The sequence below is a fragment of the Pseudoclavibacter sp. CFCC 13796 genome, from assembly GCF_008831185.1.
In the GTDB taxonomy this organism is placed as follows: Bacteria; Actinomycetota; Actinomycetes; order Actinomycetales; family Microbacteriaceae; genus Pseudoclavibacter_A.
The window spans coordinates 92,342-107,466 of the sequence record NZ_WBKD01000001.1; the positions used below are offsets into that span (position 1 = coordinate 92,342).

The 15,125-nt window shown below is 64.9% G+C and carries 16 protein-coding genes and 2 tRNA genes; 5 read left to right on the forward strand and 13 right to left on the reverse strand.

All coding sequences use genetic code 11. The features are described from left to right. Window positions 1-3 precede the first annotated feature (3 nt). From F8O07_RS00415 to F8O07_RS00435, 5 genes are all read right to left on the reverse strand, one after another. Window positions 4-612 carry a C40 family peptidase gene (locus tag F8O07_RS00415; RefSeq protein ID WP_225733110.1) on the reverse strand — a complete coding sequence of 203 codons (609 nt, stop codon included), beginning with the start codon at window positions 610-612 and terminating at the stop codon, window positions 4-6. Window positions 613-658: 46 nt separating this feature from the next. Continuing rightward, a tRNA-Arg gene (locus tag F8O07_RS00420) sits at window positions 659-734 on the reverse strand. A 61-nt stretch (window positions 735-795) separates the two neighbouring features. Continuing rightward, the gene (locus F8O07_RS00425) at window positions 796-1,500 is read right to left on the reverse strand and encodes a C40 family peptidase (RefSeq protein ID WP_158030220.1); all 705 of its coding nucleotides are present in this window, start codon (window positions 1,498-1,500) and stop codon (window positions 796-798) included. 37 nt (window positions 1,501-1,537) lie between these two features. Further along, window positions 1,538-2,605 (reverse strand): M23 family metallopeptidase, encoded by a 1,068-nt coding sequence (locus F8O07_RS00430; protein WP_192496563.1) that lies wholly within the window; start codon window positions 2,603-2,605, stop codon window positions 1,538-1,540. A 130-nt stretch (window positions 2,606-2,735) separates the two neighbouring features. After that, window positions 2,736-3,431: a metal-dependent transcriptional regulator gene (locus tag F8O07_RS00435; protein WP_158030222.1), complete on the reverse strand. Its 696-nt coding sequence runs from the start codon at window positions 3,429-3,431 to the stop codon at window positions 2,736-2,738. A 135-nt stretch (window positions 3,432-3,566) separates the two neighbouring features. On the opposite strand from F8O07_RS00435, the gene serC reads away from it, so the two are divergent. Beyond that, window positions 3,567-4,676 (forward strand): phosphoserine transaminase, encoded by a 1,110-nt coding sequence (serC, locus tag F8O07_RS00440; protein WP_158030223.1) that lies wholly within the window; start codon window positions 3,567-3,569, stop codon window positions 4,674-4,676. 10 nt (window positions 4,677-4,686) lie between these two features. Here serC and F8O07_RS00445 read toward each other — a convergent pair whose 3' ends face one another. After that, window positions 4,687-5,184, reverse strand: a complete 498-nt coding sequence (locus F8O07_RS00445; protein WP_192496564.1) for a DUF3027 domain-containing protein — start codon at window positions 5,182-5,184, stop codon at window positions 4,687-4,689. Then, window positions 5,177-5,560 (reverse strand): cold-shock protein, encoded by a 384-nt coding sequence (locus F8O07_RS00450; protein WP_158030225.1) that lies wholly within the window; start codon window positions 5,558-5,560, stop codon window positions 5,177-5,179. Before F8O07_RS00450 ends, F8O07_RS00445 begins: the two co-directional genes overlap by 8 nt. 91 nt (window positions 5,561-5,651) lie before the next feature. Here F8O07_RS00450 and F8O07_RS00455 point away from each other — a divergent pair, with 91 nt between their 5' ends. The 3 genes from F8O07_RS00455 to F8O07_RS00465 are packed head-to-tail and all read left to right on the forward strand — an operon-like array spanning window position 5,652 to window position 9,087. Further along, on the forward strand, window positions 5,652-5,900 hold the full coding sequence (locus F8O07_RS00455; RefSeq protein ID WP_158030226.1) for a hypothetical protein: 249 nt from the start codon (window positions 5,652-5,654) through the stop codon (window positions 5,898-5,900). 5 nt (window positions 5,901-5,905) lie between these two features. Further along, window positions 5,906-7,453 (forward strand): helicase-associated domain-containing protein, encoded by a 1,548-nt coding sequence (locus tag F8O07_RS00460; protein WP_158030227.1) that lies wholly within the window; start codon window positions 5,906-5,908, stop codon window positions 7,451-7,453. Next, complete coding sequence (locus tag F8O07_RS00465; RefSeq protein ID WP_158030228.1) at window positions 7,441-9,087, forward strand: DNA repair helicase XPB; 1,647 nt, start codon at window positions 7,441-7,443, stop codon at window positions 9,085-9,087. The genes F8O07_RS00460 and F8O07_RS00465 overlap by 13 nt, the downstream gene beginning before the upstream one ends. A 311-nt stretch (window positions 9,088-9,398) precedes the next feature. Here the strand turns inward: F8O07_RS00465 and groL are convergent, their stop codons facing one another. From groL to F8O07_RS00485, 4 genes are all read right to left on the reverse strand, one after another. Continuing rightward, a complete protein-coding gene (groL, locus tag F8O07_RS00470; protein WP_158030229.1) occupies window positions 9,399-11,018 on the reverse strand; it encodes a chaperonin GroEL in 1,620 nt (539 codons plus the stop codon). Window positions 11,019-11,137: 119 nt separating this feature from the next. Then, complete coding sequence (locus F8O07_RS00475) at window positions 11,138-12,244, reverse strand: DUF3048 domain-containing protein (RefSeq protein WP_158030230.1); 1,107 nt, start codon at window positions 12,242-12,244, stop codon at window positions 11,138-11,140. Between the two features lie 56 nt (window positions 12,245-12,300). Then, window positions 12,301-12,927 carry a LytR C-terminal domain-containing protein gene (locus tag F8O07_RS00480; RefSeq protein ID WP_158030231.1) on the reverse strand — a complete coding sequence of 209 codons (627 nt, stop codon included), beginning with the start codon at window positions 12,925-12,927 and terminating at the stop codon, window positions 12,301-12,303. Window positions 12,928-12,941: 14 nt separating this feature from the next. Further along, entirely contained in the window at window positions 12,942-13,190 is a 249-nt protein-coding gene (locus F8O07_RS00485; protein ID WP_158030232.1) for a DUF3263 domain-containing protein, read from the reverse strand. 87 nt (window positions 13,191-13,277) lie between these two features. Here F8O07_RS00485 and msrB point away from each other — a divergent pair, with 87 nt between their 5' ends. Continuing rightward, window positions 13,278-13,727, forward strand: a complete 450-nt coding sequence (msrB, locus tag F8O07_RS00490; RefSeq protein ID WP_158030233.1) for a peptide-methionine (R)-S-oxide reductase MsrB — start codon at window positions 13,278-13,280, stop codon at window positions 13,725-13,727. Between the two features lie 189 nt (window positions 13,728-13,916). Here msrB and F8O07_RS00495 read toward each other — a convergent pair. Both F8O07_RS00495 and F8O07_RS00500 read right to left on the reverse strand, forming a co-directional pair. Beyond that, window positions 13,917-13,989 (reverse strand) — tRNA-Thr (locus F8O07_RS00495). A gap of 80 nt (window positions 13,990-14,069) precedes the next feature. Further along, on the reverse strand, window positions 14,070-14,972 hold the full coding sequence (locus tag F8O07_RS00500) for a DsbA family protein (RefSeq protein WP_192496565.1): 903 nt from the start codon (window positions 14,970-14,972) through the stop codon (window positions 14,070-14,072). Window positions 14,973-15,125: the final 153 nt, after the last annotated feature.

Here is a 15,125-nt window from a genome sequence, read left to right on the forward strand (position 1 = left end):
ACCTCACAGATGGCGAAACCCGATCGACGTCCAACGTGAGACCGGGCTGACCATCACCGACTCGCCGGGAGCCGGTGCATGGATCACCTGCCCGCCGCCCAAATAGATGCCTACGTGACCGCCGCCGTTCATCCACACGAGGTCGCCGGGCTGCGCATTCTCGAGCGAGACGGCCTGCCCGACGTTCATCTGTGCCTGCGAGACGCGAGGCAGGCTGATGCCGTTGTGCGAATAGACCCAACTGGTGAAGCCCGAGCAGTCGAACCCGGCCGGAGTCGTGCCACCCCAGACATAGGGAACTCCCAGGTACTGACGTGCCAAGTCGGTCACTCCAGTCGCTGCTTCTGCAGGCGCTGCCGACTCCGACGCACCGACAGTCAGCACCGTCGTCGCCTCTGAAGTAGCTGCGTCGACGGGGCCCTCTGCCTCGGCGTCAAGATCGTTCCGAGTCTGTTCGAAAGAAGGCTCAAGCTGCTGCGAGGGCCCTGAAGCAGGCACAGAGGCAGCAGTCTGAGCCTGTGCGGGCACCACGGATGAGAAGATCAGACCGCCCGAGACGAGAACGGTCGCAAGAACGCTGGACATCTTCGAAGAACGGGACGTGATCAGCATCCGTTCAGTTTACCGCGACTGGCACCTGTTCGCGAGAGCCACGGGATGGTGCCACCGGCGAGAATCGAACTCGCGACGCACAGTTTAGGAAACTGTCGCTCTATCCACTGAGCTACGGCGGCAGAAGGTGAGAGCCGAGTCTCTCGACTCGGCTCTCACCTGCGCTTCAGGGTCTTTGCTGCGTCAAATACGTCGAAATCCGTAATCATTCCAGACGCTGATCGGCGAGATTTTTACCACATCACCTGGCTTAGACGCATGGATTACCTTGCCACCCCCTAGATAAATGCCAACATGGCCACCACCATTCATCCAGACGAGGTCACCTGGCTGTGCCTGATCGAGACCGACAGCTTGCCCAACGTTCATCTGTGCCTGCGAAATCCGCGGAAGGCTAACCCCATGCTGCGCAAAAACGAAGCTGGTGAAACCTGAGCAATCGAAGCCGGCTGGCGTCGTTCCACCCCAGGCATAAGGCACGTTAAGATACAACGTTGCAGTTTGGACAACAGTTCCTCCTGCAACAGCTTGAGCAGAGGCCGGAGTTGATCCAGTCGGAGCTTTCTTCGCCGCGCTCGAGTCACCTACGGTGCGCACTACAGTTGAGGGTGGCGTAAGGGGCGGTGCCGCAACTGGCTCTGGGGTGTCCGCAGAGACCGTACCCACTGCTTCGAGATCATCGAAAGCTGCCGGGGCCAGACTGTTGGTGCTCACGGCCAGCTGCTGCCGCTGCATCTCTGCGCGCACAGGAGCTGTGACGCCCGTCTCCTGGCTGAGACTGACCTCTGCCGCCTGAGAGGGAACCGCAGTCGCGAAGACCAGCCCACCGGCTACAGCGAGTGTTGCGAGAGTTCCAGAGACTTTGGACGATTTCAGTCTGGTCAGCATTGGTACATCCTAACGCTTTCGCGATCCATATCTAAAGTCAGCTCTTACAGCCGGGCAGTGAGGCAGCGTTTCCGGCCTGCAGCATGTCAAGTCCGTCGACGATCTGCCCCGGGCCGCTTGGCCAGACATTGCTGCCGCCGTTGAGGTGCACCTCGAAGTGCAGATGAGGCCCGGTCGAGTGGCCCTCATTGCCGACGACGGCGATCGGCTGCCCCATCGTCACCTGCTGGCCGGCTGAGACGCTGACCGACTCAGGCGGAATGTGCAGGTAGAAATGATCGACCTGTGTGCCGTCGGGCATGACGGTGCGCAGATGAATCATCGGGTTCCCGGCGGCAGACCCGACCTCGATGACCGTGCCGCTCCATGCGGCGACGACCGTGGTGCCGATCGGCGCGGCAAGATCGACGCCGTTGTGCATGCGCCCCCATCGCTCGGCGATGCGAGACGTCACCGTGTACGAGCCCGCCGGCACCGGAATGACACCGGCAGCACTGGGCGTCACCGAGCCCGCCTGAACCTGGCAGACGTTGCCGCTGGTCAGCCGAGCCGTGGCTCGCTCTTCCGCAGTCAGGAAATCGCCGCCGTCTGCGTTCGAATAGCTCGCCGACGACGCGAGCAGAGCACCGGACTGCAGTGAGCCGGAATCGACGAGTTCGGCCTCACGATAGGCGATCTCGGCCGGCGAGAGCTGCGTGAGATTGCTCGTCGCCGCCACAGCGGGCGACACGGCATACGCAGGCACGGCTGCGGTGAAGCTGAGCCCCATGGCAATGGCCACGGCAGTGATGTTGCGGGCGCGCCCCGTTTTCAGAGGGCGGGAGAACGAACGTCGACCTCGCCGAAAGACGGCTCCGCTCGGCAGCTGCTGGCGTCGAGGCATGCGTTCGGGGGAAGGCCCGTCGCCGCCGACCGCCTTCACGACGAGAGCGGATGAGACTGATGGCTCTTCGGCTTTCGCCTCACGGGGGCGCTGAACAGGCTGAGGCTGGCTGGAGTGTGCGACCTGTCGATCTTCTGCTTCCCAGATCGCACGCATCTCGCGGCGAGTCATGGGCTTGCGAGCGGCATGACCGTGGACAGGGGAGCGCTGTTCTGCGGTCACACGCTTCTCACTCTGCATTCGTTCGGAGGTTCCTCTCTGCATAGGCCTGACACGAACAGTCATCAAGCCTATACACCCCGGTGAGAAATGTCACCCTCGCGTTCGACTGGGCACGTCGATCGCGGCTCGATCAGTGGTCGTCCACGAAGATGTGCGTCGCGATCTCAGGGGCCAGCTCGAGCCCTTCGTCACGCCCCTCGACCTTGACGCGCGTGTAGTCGCCCACTGCCTGGATCGTGACCTCGGCGCCGGGCACGATGCCGACCTCGCGGAACTGCTTGAGCAGGTCGGGATCGAGCTGCACAGGCTCACCCATTCGACGCACCGCCCGCTGCAGCGACCCCTTTGCCGTGCGCGCCAGCGTGTGCACATCGACCACGCCGTGCAGGAACTCCACATTGCTCTGTTCGTCCAGCTCGTCCAGACCCGGAATCGGGTTTCCGTACGGGCTCTCGTCCAGCCGCGAGATGAGCGGGATGATACGACGCTCGACGTCTTCGCTCATCACATGTTCCCAGCGGCAGGCCTCGTCGTGCACCAGCTCCCAGTCCAGCTTGATCACGTCTGAGAGGAGACGTTCGGCAAGACGATGCTTGCGCATGACGCGGACGGCTTTTGCCCGCCCTTCTGCCGTGAGCTCGAGGTGACGGTCTCCGCTGACCACCACCAGCCCGTCACGCTCCATGCGGGAGACCGTCTGAGAGACCGTAGGCCCCGAATGGCCGAGTCGCTCTGAGATCCGCGCACGAAGCGGCACGATTCCCTCTTCTTCCAGCTCGAGAATGGTTCGCAGATACATCTCTGTCGTGTCAATCAGATCAGTCACCGAGCAGTCCTCCTTCGGCCGACGCCCGCACGGCCGTCACGCCAAGTTAGTCTAGCCTAAATATTCGGTCGGCTCAGCGCACGACCGTCAACGATCGTCCCGATGTCCGGCCATGTCGACGGCTAGCATTGACGCATGGCTTCCATCGAGATTCCCCAGACACTGCTTCCCCGAGACGGCCGCTTCGGCTCTGGCCCGAGCCGCGTGCGAGACGAACAGCTCGACGCCCTCAACACCGCCGGACGCGCCCTGATCGGCACCTCGCACAGAGCGGCTCCGGTCAAACAGCTCGTCGCCGACCTGCAGCAGCATCTCACCGAGCTCTATGGCCTGCCCGACGGCTACGAGGTCGTGCTCGGCCTCGGCGGTGCGAGCGTGTTCTGGGACACCGCAGCCGCCGGACTCATCGAGCAGCGCAGTCAGCATGTGGTCATCGGCGAGTTCAGCGCCAAGTTCGCCAAGGCCGCGAGCGCACCGTGGCTGCAGACGCCCGACCTGCGTGAGGCGGCGTTCGGCGAGGCGACAGACAACGTGCCGACTCCGGGCGTCGATCTCTATGCGTGGCCACATAACGAGACGTCGACCGGCGTGCAGCTGCCGGTTCGCCGAGTGGATGCCATGGGCGCGTTGAGCGTCGTCGACGGCACCAGCGCGGCAGGCGGCACATTCGTCGATCCCGCCCAGTTCGACGTCTACTACTTCTCGCCGCAGAAGAACCTCGGTTCGGAGGGCGGCCTCTGGATCGCGCTGATGTCACCCACTGCGATCGAACGTGCTGCGCGCATCGCCGACGGCGATCGCTTCATCCCTGCCGCCCTCTCGCTGCAGGGTGCGATCACGAACTCGCGCAAGCATCAGACGATCAACACTCCGGCGATCGCCACGCTCTTTCTGCTCGATCAGCAGGCGCAGTGGCTGCTCGCCAACGGGGGCCTGGCATGGGCCGACGCACGCACGAAACAGTCGTCACAGCTCGTCTACGACTGGGCAGAGGCCGACACTCGACTCACGCCGTTCGTCAGCGATCCGGCGGTGCGGTCACAGGTCGTGACGACGATTGATCTCGACGAGAGCATCCACGCCGCCGACGTCACGGCAGCGCTGCGCGAGAACGGCATCGTCGACGTGAACGGCTATCGCAAGCTCGGCCGCAACCAGCTGCGCATCGGCACGTTCGTCGCGGTGGAGCCGGCTGAGGTGGAGCGTCTCATCGAGTCGATCACCTACGTGCTCGACCGCATGTGATGCCGAGGGGTCACTCCTGCGCGGGTGATCCCTCGGCCTCAGCCGTCGCCTCAGACGTTTCCTCGATCATCGGCTCATCCGCGGCCTCGGACTCGGCGTCACCGTCAGACTGCGATTCGGCATCGGCCGTCGAATCTATGTCGGAGTCGTCCCGGCTGTCGACGTCGTCAGAGTCGTCATCATGCTGCGCTTTGTACTCGGCGAAGCGTTCGGACCACGGCACCCAGGCGGGCGGAACGAGCGCGCCCTCGCCGGGCATGAGCCCGACTTCGAGCACCGTGGGCGTCGACTCAGCGTCGACGCGGCCCAGCACGGCGGCCCATTCCCAGTGCGGGTAGCCGGGAACGTCAGAGGCGAACCGCAGAGTGAACACGTTCGCATCGGGTTCGGGGTCTGCCCGCAGCAGCGCCCCGATCTGCCGGCGTGGTGCGATCTCGGCCAAAGCCGAGCGCGCAGCTGCCTCTTGAGCCAGGAACTCGGCGGGATCAGACACAGTCGGGTCAGACATCGAGTTCGTCCGCCACCTTTCGCAGCACCGCAGCGACCTTGCGCGCATGTGCGTCAGACGGGTAACGGCCGTGCTTCAGACCGCCTCCGATGCCGTCGAGCAGCTTGATCAGGTCTTCGACCACGACAGACATGTCTTCGGCCGCACGTCGACGCGATTTCGCGACGCTCGGCGGCGCCGTCAGCACGCGAACCGAGAGCGCCTGCGCCCCTCGTTTGCCCTCGGCCACACCGAACTCCAGACGGGTTCCCGGGTGTAGCGAGGTCACCCCGGCGGGCAGTGCCGAGGTATGCAGAAAGACCTGTTGGCCGTCATCAGCGGTGATGAAGCCGAACCCTTTCTCCTCGTCGAAGAACTTCACTTTTCCGGTTGGCATCGCACATCTCTTTCGAGTTCACTCACGGTCTCGCGACATCTGCGCAAGATACTCCGTCGCGCGGATCGCGCACGACAAGTATTCTATAAGGATGATCCAACAAGACACACCCCGCCGTTCGCGAGCGGTGAACGTGCTCGGAGCGATCACGATCGGCATCCTCGTGCTTTCCTCAGTCTGTGCGCTGATCACCATCTTCTTCCTCTCCAGGCAGAGCGAACTCGGCACGTTCGCACGCATTGTCGAGACCGTGCCGCTCATCGGTCTCCCCATCGGAATCGTGCTCATCGCGGTACTGACCACAGTCATCATCCGCCAGCGCCGTCGTGAACAGTCGTGATGTGAATGTCACAGACCATCGCCTACTCCGATGCCGTGGTCGCACTCTCTGACACCGATCTCGACACCGTCGTCTCGCTCTCGCACCTGCCCAGACTGCGCATCGCCGATCTCTACGATCTGAGCTCGCGGCTGGCCCACCCTGATGCGATCGACCGTCGACTCGCGGTACTCACCGCCGACGACCTGCGCGCACTGCTCGCCGTCGACACCCCCAGCGAAGCGGCCACCGCACTGCTGCTGGCTGATGGCGCCGGGCATCCTCTTCCCGGAGTTGCAGACCGCATCGCTGCGATGCGTGGGCTGTCGCGCCCAGAGGTGTCGGCCATACCGGCTCTCGACGCACCCGCGCCATGGCACTCCGTCGTCGCAGTGCAGACCGTCGTGCTGCAGGCCGAGAACTCTTCCCTGCCGCTGACCGCGACCGGGCATGTGCCGGTCTCCGCACTGACCGACCTGGGGCACATCCTCGACATCGAGCCCAGCACGGTGAGCGCGCTCATCTCGATCGCCACGACCGCAGGCCTGTTCCGCACCGATGACGACCGCGTCTCTGCCGCGACAGATGCCGAGAGCTGGCTCGACCCGCCTCTGCTCGACGCCTGGCGCAGGCTCGCCGGCGCGACAGTGCCGAAAGACCTCGCGCCCGTCGTCGAGCAGGCCGTTCTGCACGGTGCCGAGACCGCACAGACCATGTCTGATCGGCTGGTCGACGCGGCGAACACGCGCTGGCCGCTGGCACACGAGCACCTCGCCGCCCGGCTGCAGCGCCTGCTTCACGACTGGCGAATTCTGGCCGTCATCGATGCTGCAGGCCGACTGACCGATCTCGGTGAGGCGTGGGTCGCCCACGACGACGAACGGCAGCAGAACCTGGCTGCGCAGTGGCCCGCTCCGACCGAGTACGGCTATCTCTACAACCACCTCGAGCTGCTGGTGCCCGGGCTGCTCACGCCGCAGCTCGCCAGGCAGCTGCGACGGATCGCGACGCCGACGCGACTCGTCGAGACGCACACCTACCAGATCAGCGAGCAGACGATCGCCGCGGCAGTGGGTCATGGGGAGTCAGTGGGCGAGATCCGCGACTTTCTCAAGACGCTGCTGCGCGGCGATCTGAGCCAGCCACTGCAGTATCTGCTGCGCTCCTTCGCAGAGTCGCCCCAAGCCGTCGTCCGCCGCAGTCGGTCAGACACCGCATTCGCATCGACTGGTGCTGCGCTCCGCACCTCTCCGAGCAGCACACCGAGCATTACGATGGAGTCCGCCGACGACCGCGACCCGGTCAGCCGAGCACGTGCGCTGGTCGGCGAGTTCCGCGATTCGCCAGACGCACGCATCCGCCTGCTGCTCGAGACAGCACTGCGCGAGCACGCTCCGATCTCGATCACGGTGCGCGTGGGCGACGCTCTGCGCACCGTCGTACTCGAAGTCATCGGCATGGGGACGACGCGCCTGCGTGGGCGTGAGCCCGGCGCCGAGATCGAGCGCACGCTGCCGCTGAAGGCCATCGCCGAAGTGCATCCGATCACGAAGGAGACCTCATGGGACCACTGATCGTGCAGAGCGACCGTACGGTGCTGCTCGAACTCGACCATCCCGACGCCAACGCCGCACGGCAGACGATCGGCGGCTTCGCCGAGCTGGAGCGCGCTCCCGAGCACGTGCACACCTATCGCATCACCCGCATGGGGCTCTGGAATGCCGCTGCAGCCGGGGTCACCGCCGACGAGATCATCAGCGCGCTGAACACCTATGCGAAGTTCGCGGTGCCCGACACCGTCGTGCGCACCATCACCGACGCGATCGACCGCTACGGCCGCCTCGACATCATCCGCGACGCTGAAGGCCGGCTGGTGCTCACCGCCGACGATGCCCGCCTGCTGACCGACGTGGCCAATCACAAGCGCGTCGCCGCGCTGCTGACCGAGCAGGTCGACCAGCGCACCTGGATCGTGCAGGAATGGGCCCGCGGCCAGCTCAAGCAGGAGCTGCTGCGCATCGGCTGGCCGGCCGAAGACCATGCCGGCTACACCGACGGAGACCCGTATGAGATCGACCTGAACGAGGACGACTGGCACCTGCGCCCCTACCAGCAGCAGGCCGTCGACTCGTTCGTCGCCGGTGGCTCCGGCGTCGTCGTGCTGCCGTGTGGTGCCGGCAAGACCATCGTCGGAGCGGGGGCGATGGCCGCGCTCAGCCGCAAGACTCTGATCTTGGTGACGAACACGCTCGCGGCGCACCAGTGGCGTGACGAGCTGCTGCGACGCACCCTGCTGACCGACGAGCAGATCGGCGAGTACTCGGGCGAGGCCAAGATCATCGCGCCGGTGACCATCGCCACCTATCAGATGCTCACCGCTCGCCGCAGCAAGAAGTACACCCACCTCAGTCTGCTCGACGCCGAGAACTGGGGCCTCATCGTCTATGACGAGGTGCACCTGCTGCCCGCACCCATCTTCAAGCTGACGGCTGAGCTGCAGGCCCGTCGCCGTCTGGGGCTGACCGCGACGCTGGTGCGCGAAGACGGCAAAGAGTCCGACGTGTTCTCACTGATCGGGCCGAAGCGCTACGAGGCACCCTGGCGCGACATAGAGGCACAGGGATTCATCTCACCGGCCGACTGCGTCGAAGTGCGAGTCGAGTTCTCTGAAGACGAGCAGGCACGCTATGCGATGCTCGCCGATGCCGAGCGCTACCACGCGACGGCGCTGGCCGAGGCGAAGCTCGACACGGTGTCTGAGCTGCTCGATGAGCACGCCGACGATCAGACTCTGGTCATCGGGCAGTACCTCGACCAGCTCGAACTCGTCGCTGAGCGCACCGGACTGCCGCTGATCACGGGCAAGACGCCGACCCCGGAGCGAGAACGGCTCTTCGCCGCGTTCCGCACCGGTGAGCAGCGGGCCCTGATCGTCTCGAAAGTCGCCAATTTCTCAGTCGATCTGCCGGATGCGCGCGTCGCGATCCAGATCTCGGGAGCGTTCGGCTCGCGGCAGGAGGAGGCGCAGCGACTCGGGCGCATCATCCGCCCGAACAGCGACGGCTCACGCTCGATCTTCTATTCGATCGTGGTGGCTGACACTGTCGACCAGGACTACGCGCTGTCTCGGCAGCGCTTTCTGAGCGAACAGGGCTACTCGTACCGCATCGTCGATGCCGAAGACCTACCGGTGCAGATTCCGGCCTGAGCTGGCGGCTGTCGCAGCTACGTTCTGCCGCTGCGCCTGCACCAGCGCAAGCACCTGCAGCAACGCCCAGCACCTACACCTACGCCGATTTCAGGACACCACCGCTGATCGCAGGAAGTCGGTCGGTTCCTGCCAATCCGCGACGAAGCCGTCCGATCCGTGGCGGAGCAGCAGCGCCTGTGCTGAGTGCCAGCTGAACCTGTGCCAGCACGGGCGGATGCACCAGTGCAGCGCAGACAGACAGAGGCCCCGGCTGCGAAACGCAGCCGGGGCCTCTGAGACTGGATCAGTCAGCCGAACACGTCAGCTGATCAGAAGTCCATTCCTGCAGACGGGTCAGCCGGAGCAGCCGGAGCAGCCTTCTCGGGCTTCTCGGCGACGACGGCCTCGGTGGTCAGGAACAGACCGGCGATCGACGCGGCGTTCTGCAGAGCCGAGCGGGTGACCTTGACCGGGTCGGCGATGCCGGCCTCAAGCAGGTTCACGTACTCGCCGGTCGCGGCGTTGAGGCCCTCGCCGGGCTTCAGAGTCGAGACCTTCTCGGCGACGACGCCGGGCTCGAGCCCTGCGTTCAGCGCGATCTGCTTCAGCGGTGCGGTGACACCCTTGCGCACGATCTGTGCACCGGTTGCCTCGTCGCCCTCGAGGTCGAGGGTGTCGATGACGTGCGAGGCCTGGATCAGCGCCACGCCGCCGCCTGCGACGATGCCCTCTTCAGCAGCAGCCTTGGCGTTGCGCACGGCGTCTTCGATACGGGCCTTGCGCTCCTTGAGCTCAGGCTCGGTCGCAGCACCGACCTTGATGACGGCGACGCCGCCCGAGATCTTCGCCAGACGCTCCTGCAGCTTCTCGCGGTCGTAGTCCGAGTCGGTCTTCTCGATCTCAGCCCGGATCTGCGCGGCACGACCGTCAATCTGAGCCTTGTCGCCAGCGCCCTCGACGATGGTGGTCTCGTCTTTCGTCACGACGACCTTGCGGGCACGGCCCAGCAGGCTGAGGTCGGTGTTCTCGAGCTTGAGGCCGACCTCTTCAGCGATGACCTGGCCGCCGGTCAGGATGGCGATGTCCTGCAGCATGGCCTTGCGACGGTCGCCGAAGCCCGGAGCCTTCACGGCCACTGACTTGAAGATGCCGCGGATCTTGTTGACCACGAGAGTGGCCAGCGCTTCGCCGTCGACGTCTTCGGCGATGATCAGCAGTTCCTTGCCGGCCTCGCGCACCTTGTTCAGCACGGGAACGAGGTCGTTGATCGCCGAGATCTTGCCGTTGACGATCAGGATGTAGGGGTCGTCGAGCACGGCCTCCTGACGCTCCGGGTCGGTAATGAAGTACTGCGAGAGCACGCCCTTATCGAAGCGCAGACCCTCGGTGATCTCAAGATCGATGCCGAAAGTGTTCGACTCCTCGACGGTGACAACGCCCTCTTTCGAGACCGTGTGAATCGCCTTGGCGATGATCTTGCCGATCTCGGGGTCGCCGGCTGAGATCGATGCGGTCGCAGCGGTCTCTTCCTCGGTCTCGACCTCTTTGGCGGTCTCGAGCAGCTGCTTCACGACTGCAGCGGTCGCCTTGTCGATGCCGCGACGCAGCCCCACCGGATCGGCTCCGGCGGCCACGTTGCGCAGGCCCTCTTTGACCAGCGACTGTGCCAGCACGGTTGCGGTCGTGGTGCCGTCACCAGCGACGTCATCGGTCTTCTTCGCGACCTCTTTGACCAGCTCGGCGCCGATCTTCTCGTACGGATCTTCGAGCTCGATCTCTTTGGCGATAGACACACCGTCGTTCGTGATCGTGGGGGCGCCCCACTTCTTCTCGAGCACGACGTTGCGACCGCGCGGGCCCAGCGTCACTTTCACCGTGTCTGCCAGGGTGTTCAGACCGCGCTCGAGGCCACGACGGGCCTCCTCTTCAAAGGCAATGATCTTAGCCATGTGAAATCGTCCCTTCTGGACTCTCGGAAGTGTCAGCTTCGTTAGCACTCGGCATTCACGAGTGCCAATACATGATTAGCACTCGCACCATGAGAGTGCAAGTCACACGACGAAGTTCGTCAGGCGGCGGTCCGCCCCTCCGGCGTGGCCTGTCCGCTGCCGTCGGGCACCAGCTCTATCCAGCTCGATCCCGGCTGCAGACGGACCTCGCCGGCACCGTCGGTCGTGGTCAGCACGAACGGCGACGCGGCGTCGGCCTTGCTCCACGAGACGTCGAGCACACGACCGCTCGAGAGCACGTACCCCTGCCCACTGGCACCGTCGAGCTGGTAGCGCGGCGAGAGACCTTTCGACCCCAGATCGTAGGGCTTTCCGAGCACCGATCTGATGACCACGACGTTGTCTGCTGCGATCTGCTGCGACTGAGCAGCGCTGGCAGACTCGCCCTGCAGCGTACTGTCGACCTGGCCGTTGGCCGTCGAACGCACCCACCGGTTCTGCGCAGCATCCCACGTCCAACGACGCGGGGCATCCGCCCCGACCGAGACCGACAGCCCCGTCAGCGCGTCGCCGCTCTGCGCGGCCGACGCGGGCTGGTCTTTCGCCGCATAGGCGAACTGGGCGGCCGGCTGCGTCGTCCGGGCTCCGTCGTCGAGCGCATCGAGTGCGGCCTGCGGATGCGCGAACAGGTTGTTCGGAGCGCCTCGACCCCAGCTGTCGTCACGCGTGAGCACATCGCCATGGCTCTCGTCGATTCGGGTGGCCGCCATCGATCCGAGCACGTCGTCGAAAGCGCTGTGCGACCCCGAGTAGACGAAGGCCCCGCCGATCGGCGACACCAGACTGGTGTCGGTGGGGCGGGCAGAACGCACCGGCCCCACGAGGCCCGGCAGCTGCGAGTGGTAGACGGCCACATACCGGGTGATGCCGCCTTCGACCTGCTCCTCGTAGACGAGGTCGGCCGCGTTGAGGTTGACCTGCGGGCGGGCGCCGTCGTTCGCGTTCGGCACTTTCACGGTGACCGCGGCATGGTTCAGGTCGACGCCGGGCATCTCTTCGCCGGTGAGCGGGGCCAGAGCCGGATCCGACGGGCTCGGCGACTCCGAGACCTGCTCCGGCTCATGCTTCGCGCAGCCGGCGAGCCCCGCAGCCCCCAGCCCCACGGCCAGCAGACCGGCGATCACTGCCGAGCCTCGACGAGCGGTTCGCGTACGAATGCTGTTCATAGGGTCTCCTTCGTGATGCGGTTCGGCGGTGTGACAGGTGCAGGCCAGCCAGACGCTCAGCGACGAGCCGAATAGTCGCTGCCGATCGCCACGGTGAGCGGCACTGACAGCGTGTGATTGAGCTGCGGCGAGCTGGAGAGCTGCAGATCGCTGCTGAGCTGTTTGGCGGCGTCTGCGTAGCGCTCATCGGTGTAGTACACGACTGTGGTGCGGTGTGCGCCAAAGTTGGCGGGCGCATTGGTCACCTGGCCGACCTTCCAGCCGTTCGCGGTGAGCTTCGCCCCAGTGCGTGCGGCCAGGCCGCTCTGCGCGTTGGCCCCCTGTGCGTTGAACACGGTCACTTGCAGCGAGTGCGGGTTGACGGACGGGGCTGAAGGGCTGGGCGACGGAGCCGACTCGTTGGGCTCTTCTGACGGTTCGACGGGTTCGGCCGACTCGCTCTGGGACTCCGCCGGCTCAGAGCTCTCGCTCTGCTGCGGTGCTGCCGAATAGTCGTCGAAGACGCTCTGGCTGCGAGTGATCTGCATGACTCCATAGACGATGCCGACCACGAGGGCCGTGGCGATCAGCGCGCCGATCACGATGCGCAGCGTGCGCCAGCCGCGTTCGACCGCACGATGCGCGCCGACCTTGCGCGATGCGGGCAGGTCGTCGAACTCGTCTTTCGGGAACTTCTCAGCCATGTCTCAATTCTCTCTCACTTCTGCGCACGTGGGTCGCGAGGCTCCTGACTGTGCAGCCGACGCTCGACGCGATGCATGACGTCAGGTGCGAACGCCACCGCATCAGGCACGCCGACCAGTGATCGCAGAATCTGCTCGTAGCGCACGGCACTGAGACCGAGTCTGTCGCGAATCGCCCGGCTGCGCCCCTGTCGCAGATTCTGCAGCTCCATCTCGCAGCGCAGCACGTCACGCTGCAGTGATGTGAGTCCGCCCGTGCACATGGTATGGGAGTCTACGCTATGAGTGTGGGGGCGTTCAGGCACGATTCGCCGTTGCGCAGACTGCGGTGAGGCACGGAGGTCAATCCAATGACAGATCAGCACGATTCACCCGCGCACGATGCAGACGCGGTCTCTGACCCGGCGACGGTCACCGAGCCGCAATGGCGACAGCGGCTCGACCCCATCGAGTACGCAGTGCTGCGCGAAGCGGCCACCGAGCGCCCGTGGACGGGCGAGCTGCTCGACGAGCATCGCGTCGGGGTCTACCGCTGCCGAGCCTGCGGCGCCGAGCTCTTCACCTCGACGACGAAGTTCGAGTCAGGCTGCGGATGGCCCAGCTTCTACGATCCGCGCGACACCGACGCTGTGACGCTGGTCAGAGACGACTCACACGGCATGGTGCGCACCGAGGTGCGCTGCGCGAAGTGCGGCTCGCACTTGGGGCATGTTTTCGAGGATGCTCCCCAGACGCCGACGGGACAGCGCTACTGCATGAACTCGGTGGCACTCACGTTCGAAGCAGACTCTGAGGCCTGATCGGGTTCTTCGGGCCCGAAGCCGCCGGTCTGGGTGTCGGTAGCTCTGTTCTCAGCCGTGCCACCGGCACAGCTGACATGCAGGACTGACATCACAACGACATCAGAGATCCAGCCGACGGCGCAGAAGAGGCCCCGACCGTGCTGGTCGAGGCCTCTTTACGCCCGTGGTTCCGGACTGTTCCCCTTGAGCCGACTGCGGGGCTCGAACCCGCCACCTCCTGTTTACAAGACAGGTGCTCTACCAGATGAGCTAAGTCGGCATCGACCGCGCGAACGGCCGAACCCATCTTAGCTGGTGATTCGGGCCGTCCGCACGATCGCGCTCAGATCAGCCTGGCGCTCACTGACCGTCAGAGGCGCCGACACCGGTCTGCGTCATGTCGATGCCACGATCTTTGAGCTTCTGCTGCAGGGTGTCGCTGACTTTGCTGAGGTCATCAACCGACTGTCCATCGATGTAGACCGTGGGCGTACCAGTGAGATTCGCCGCGTCCGTCGACCGTTTGACCCACTTCTTGAACTCGCCGTCACGAATCGACTTCTCGACCTGATCCTGCTGCTCGGGGTGATCGTCGCCGATCACCTGGCGAGCCAGCTCGACGAGCCGGTCATCACTCAGCCCGCTCGTGCTCTCGTTCGCCTGCACGCCGGGCTGCAGCAGCGTGGTGAAGTAGTTCAGAAAGCTGTCGGGCGCATACGTCGCGACCGAGGCTGCGGCTGCGGCAGACCGCGTCGAGTACTTGGTGCCCTGAGAGGCCTGATCCAGAATCGACACCGGGTGGATGACCAGGTCGATGTTGCCCGCCTGAGCCTGCTCGCTGAGCATCTGCCCGTACGTCTGCTCGAACTGGCCGCAGATCGGGCACATGAAATCGGCGTAGATCTCTACGACGAGACGCCCGTCTGGCGAGGTCTGACGTTCCGGCTGCACGTCGGCGGCACGCGGCTCGGCTTTCTGCACCGCAAGACCTTCAGAGATCACCACACCGTCGTTGGGCATATTCGCCGGCATGACCGAAGCCGCTGCCTGCTCGTGCTTCTGCACGCTCTGAATGATGAGCCAGCCGCCGAGAACCACAGCGACCACAGCGACGATCACGCCGATCTGAATGAGCAGGCGCTTGCGCTTGCGCTGCCGTTCCTGCTGCTCACGAAACTGGCGGGCTTTCTCACGCGCCGCCTCACGACGCTGGTTCTTTGTCGGGCGGCTCTGCGGACTGCCGCCTGATGTGCTGCCTGCCATGATCTCCCTCTGGTCGATTCGGCCAAATAAGTTGCATCTACAATGGATTGCGCATACCAGCATGCCACACAGCAGGCCGGATCGCGTGGTCTCACAGCTCTCACCGAGGATACCGTGTCACCCACTGCCTGGCGTCCCCGAGAATCGCGCATA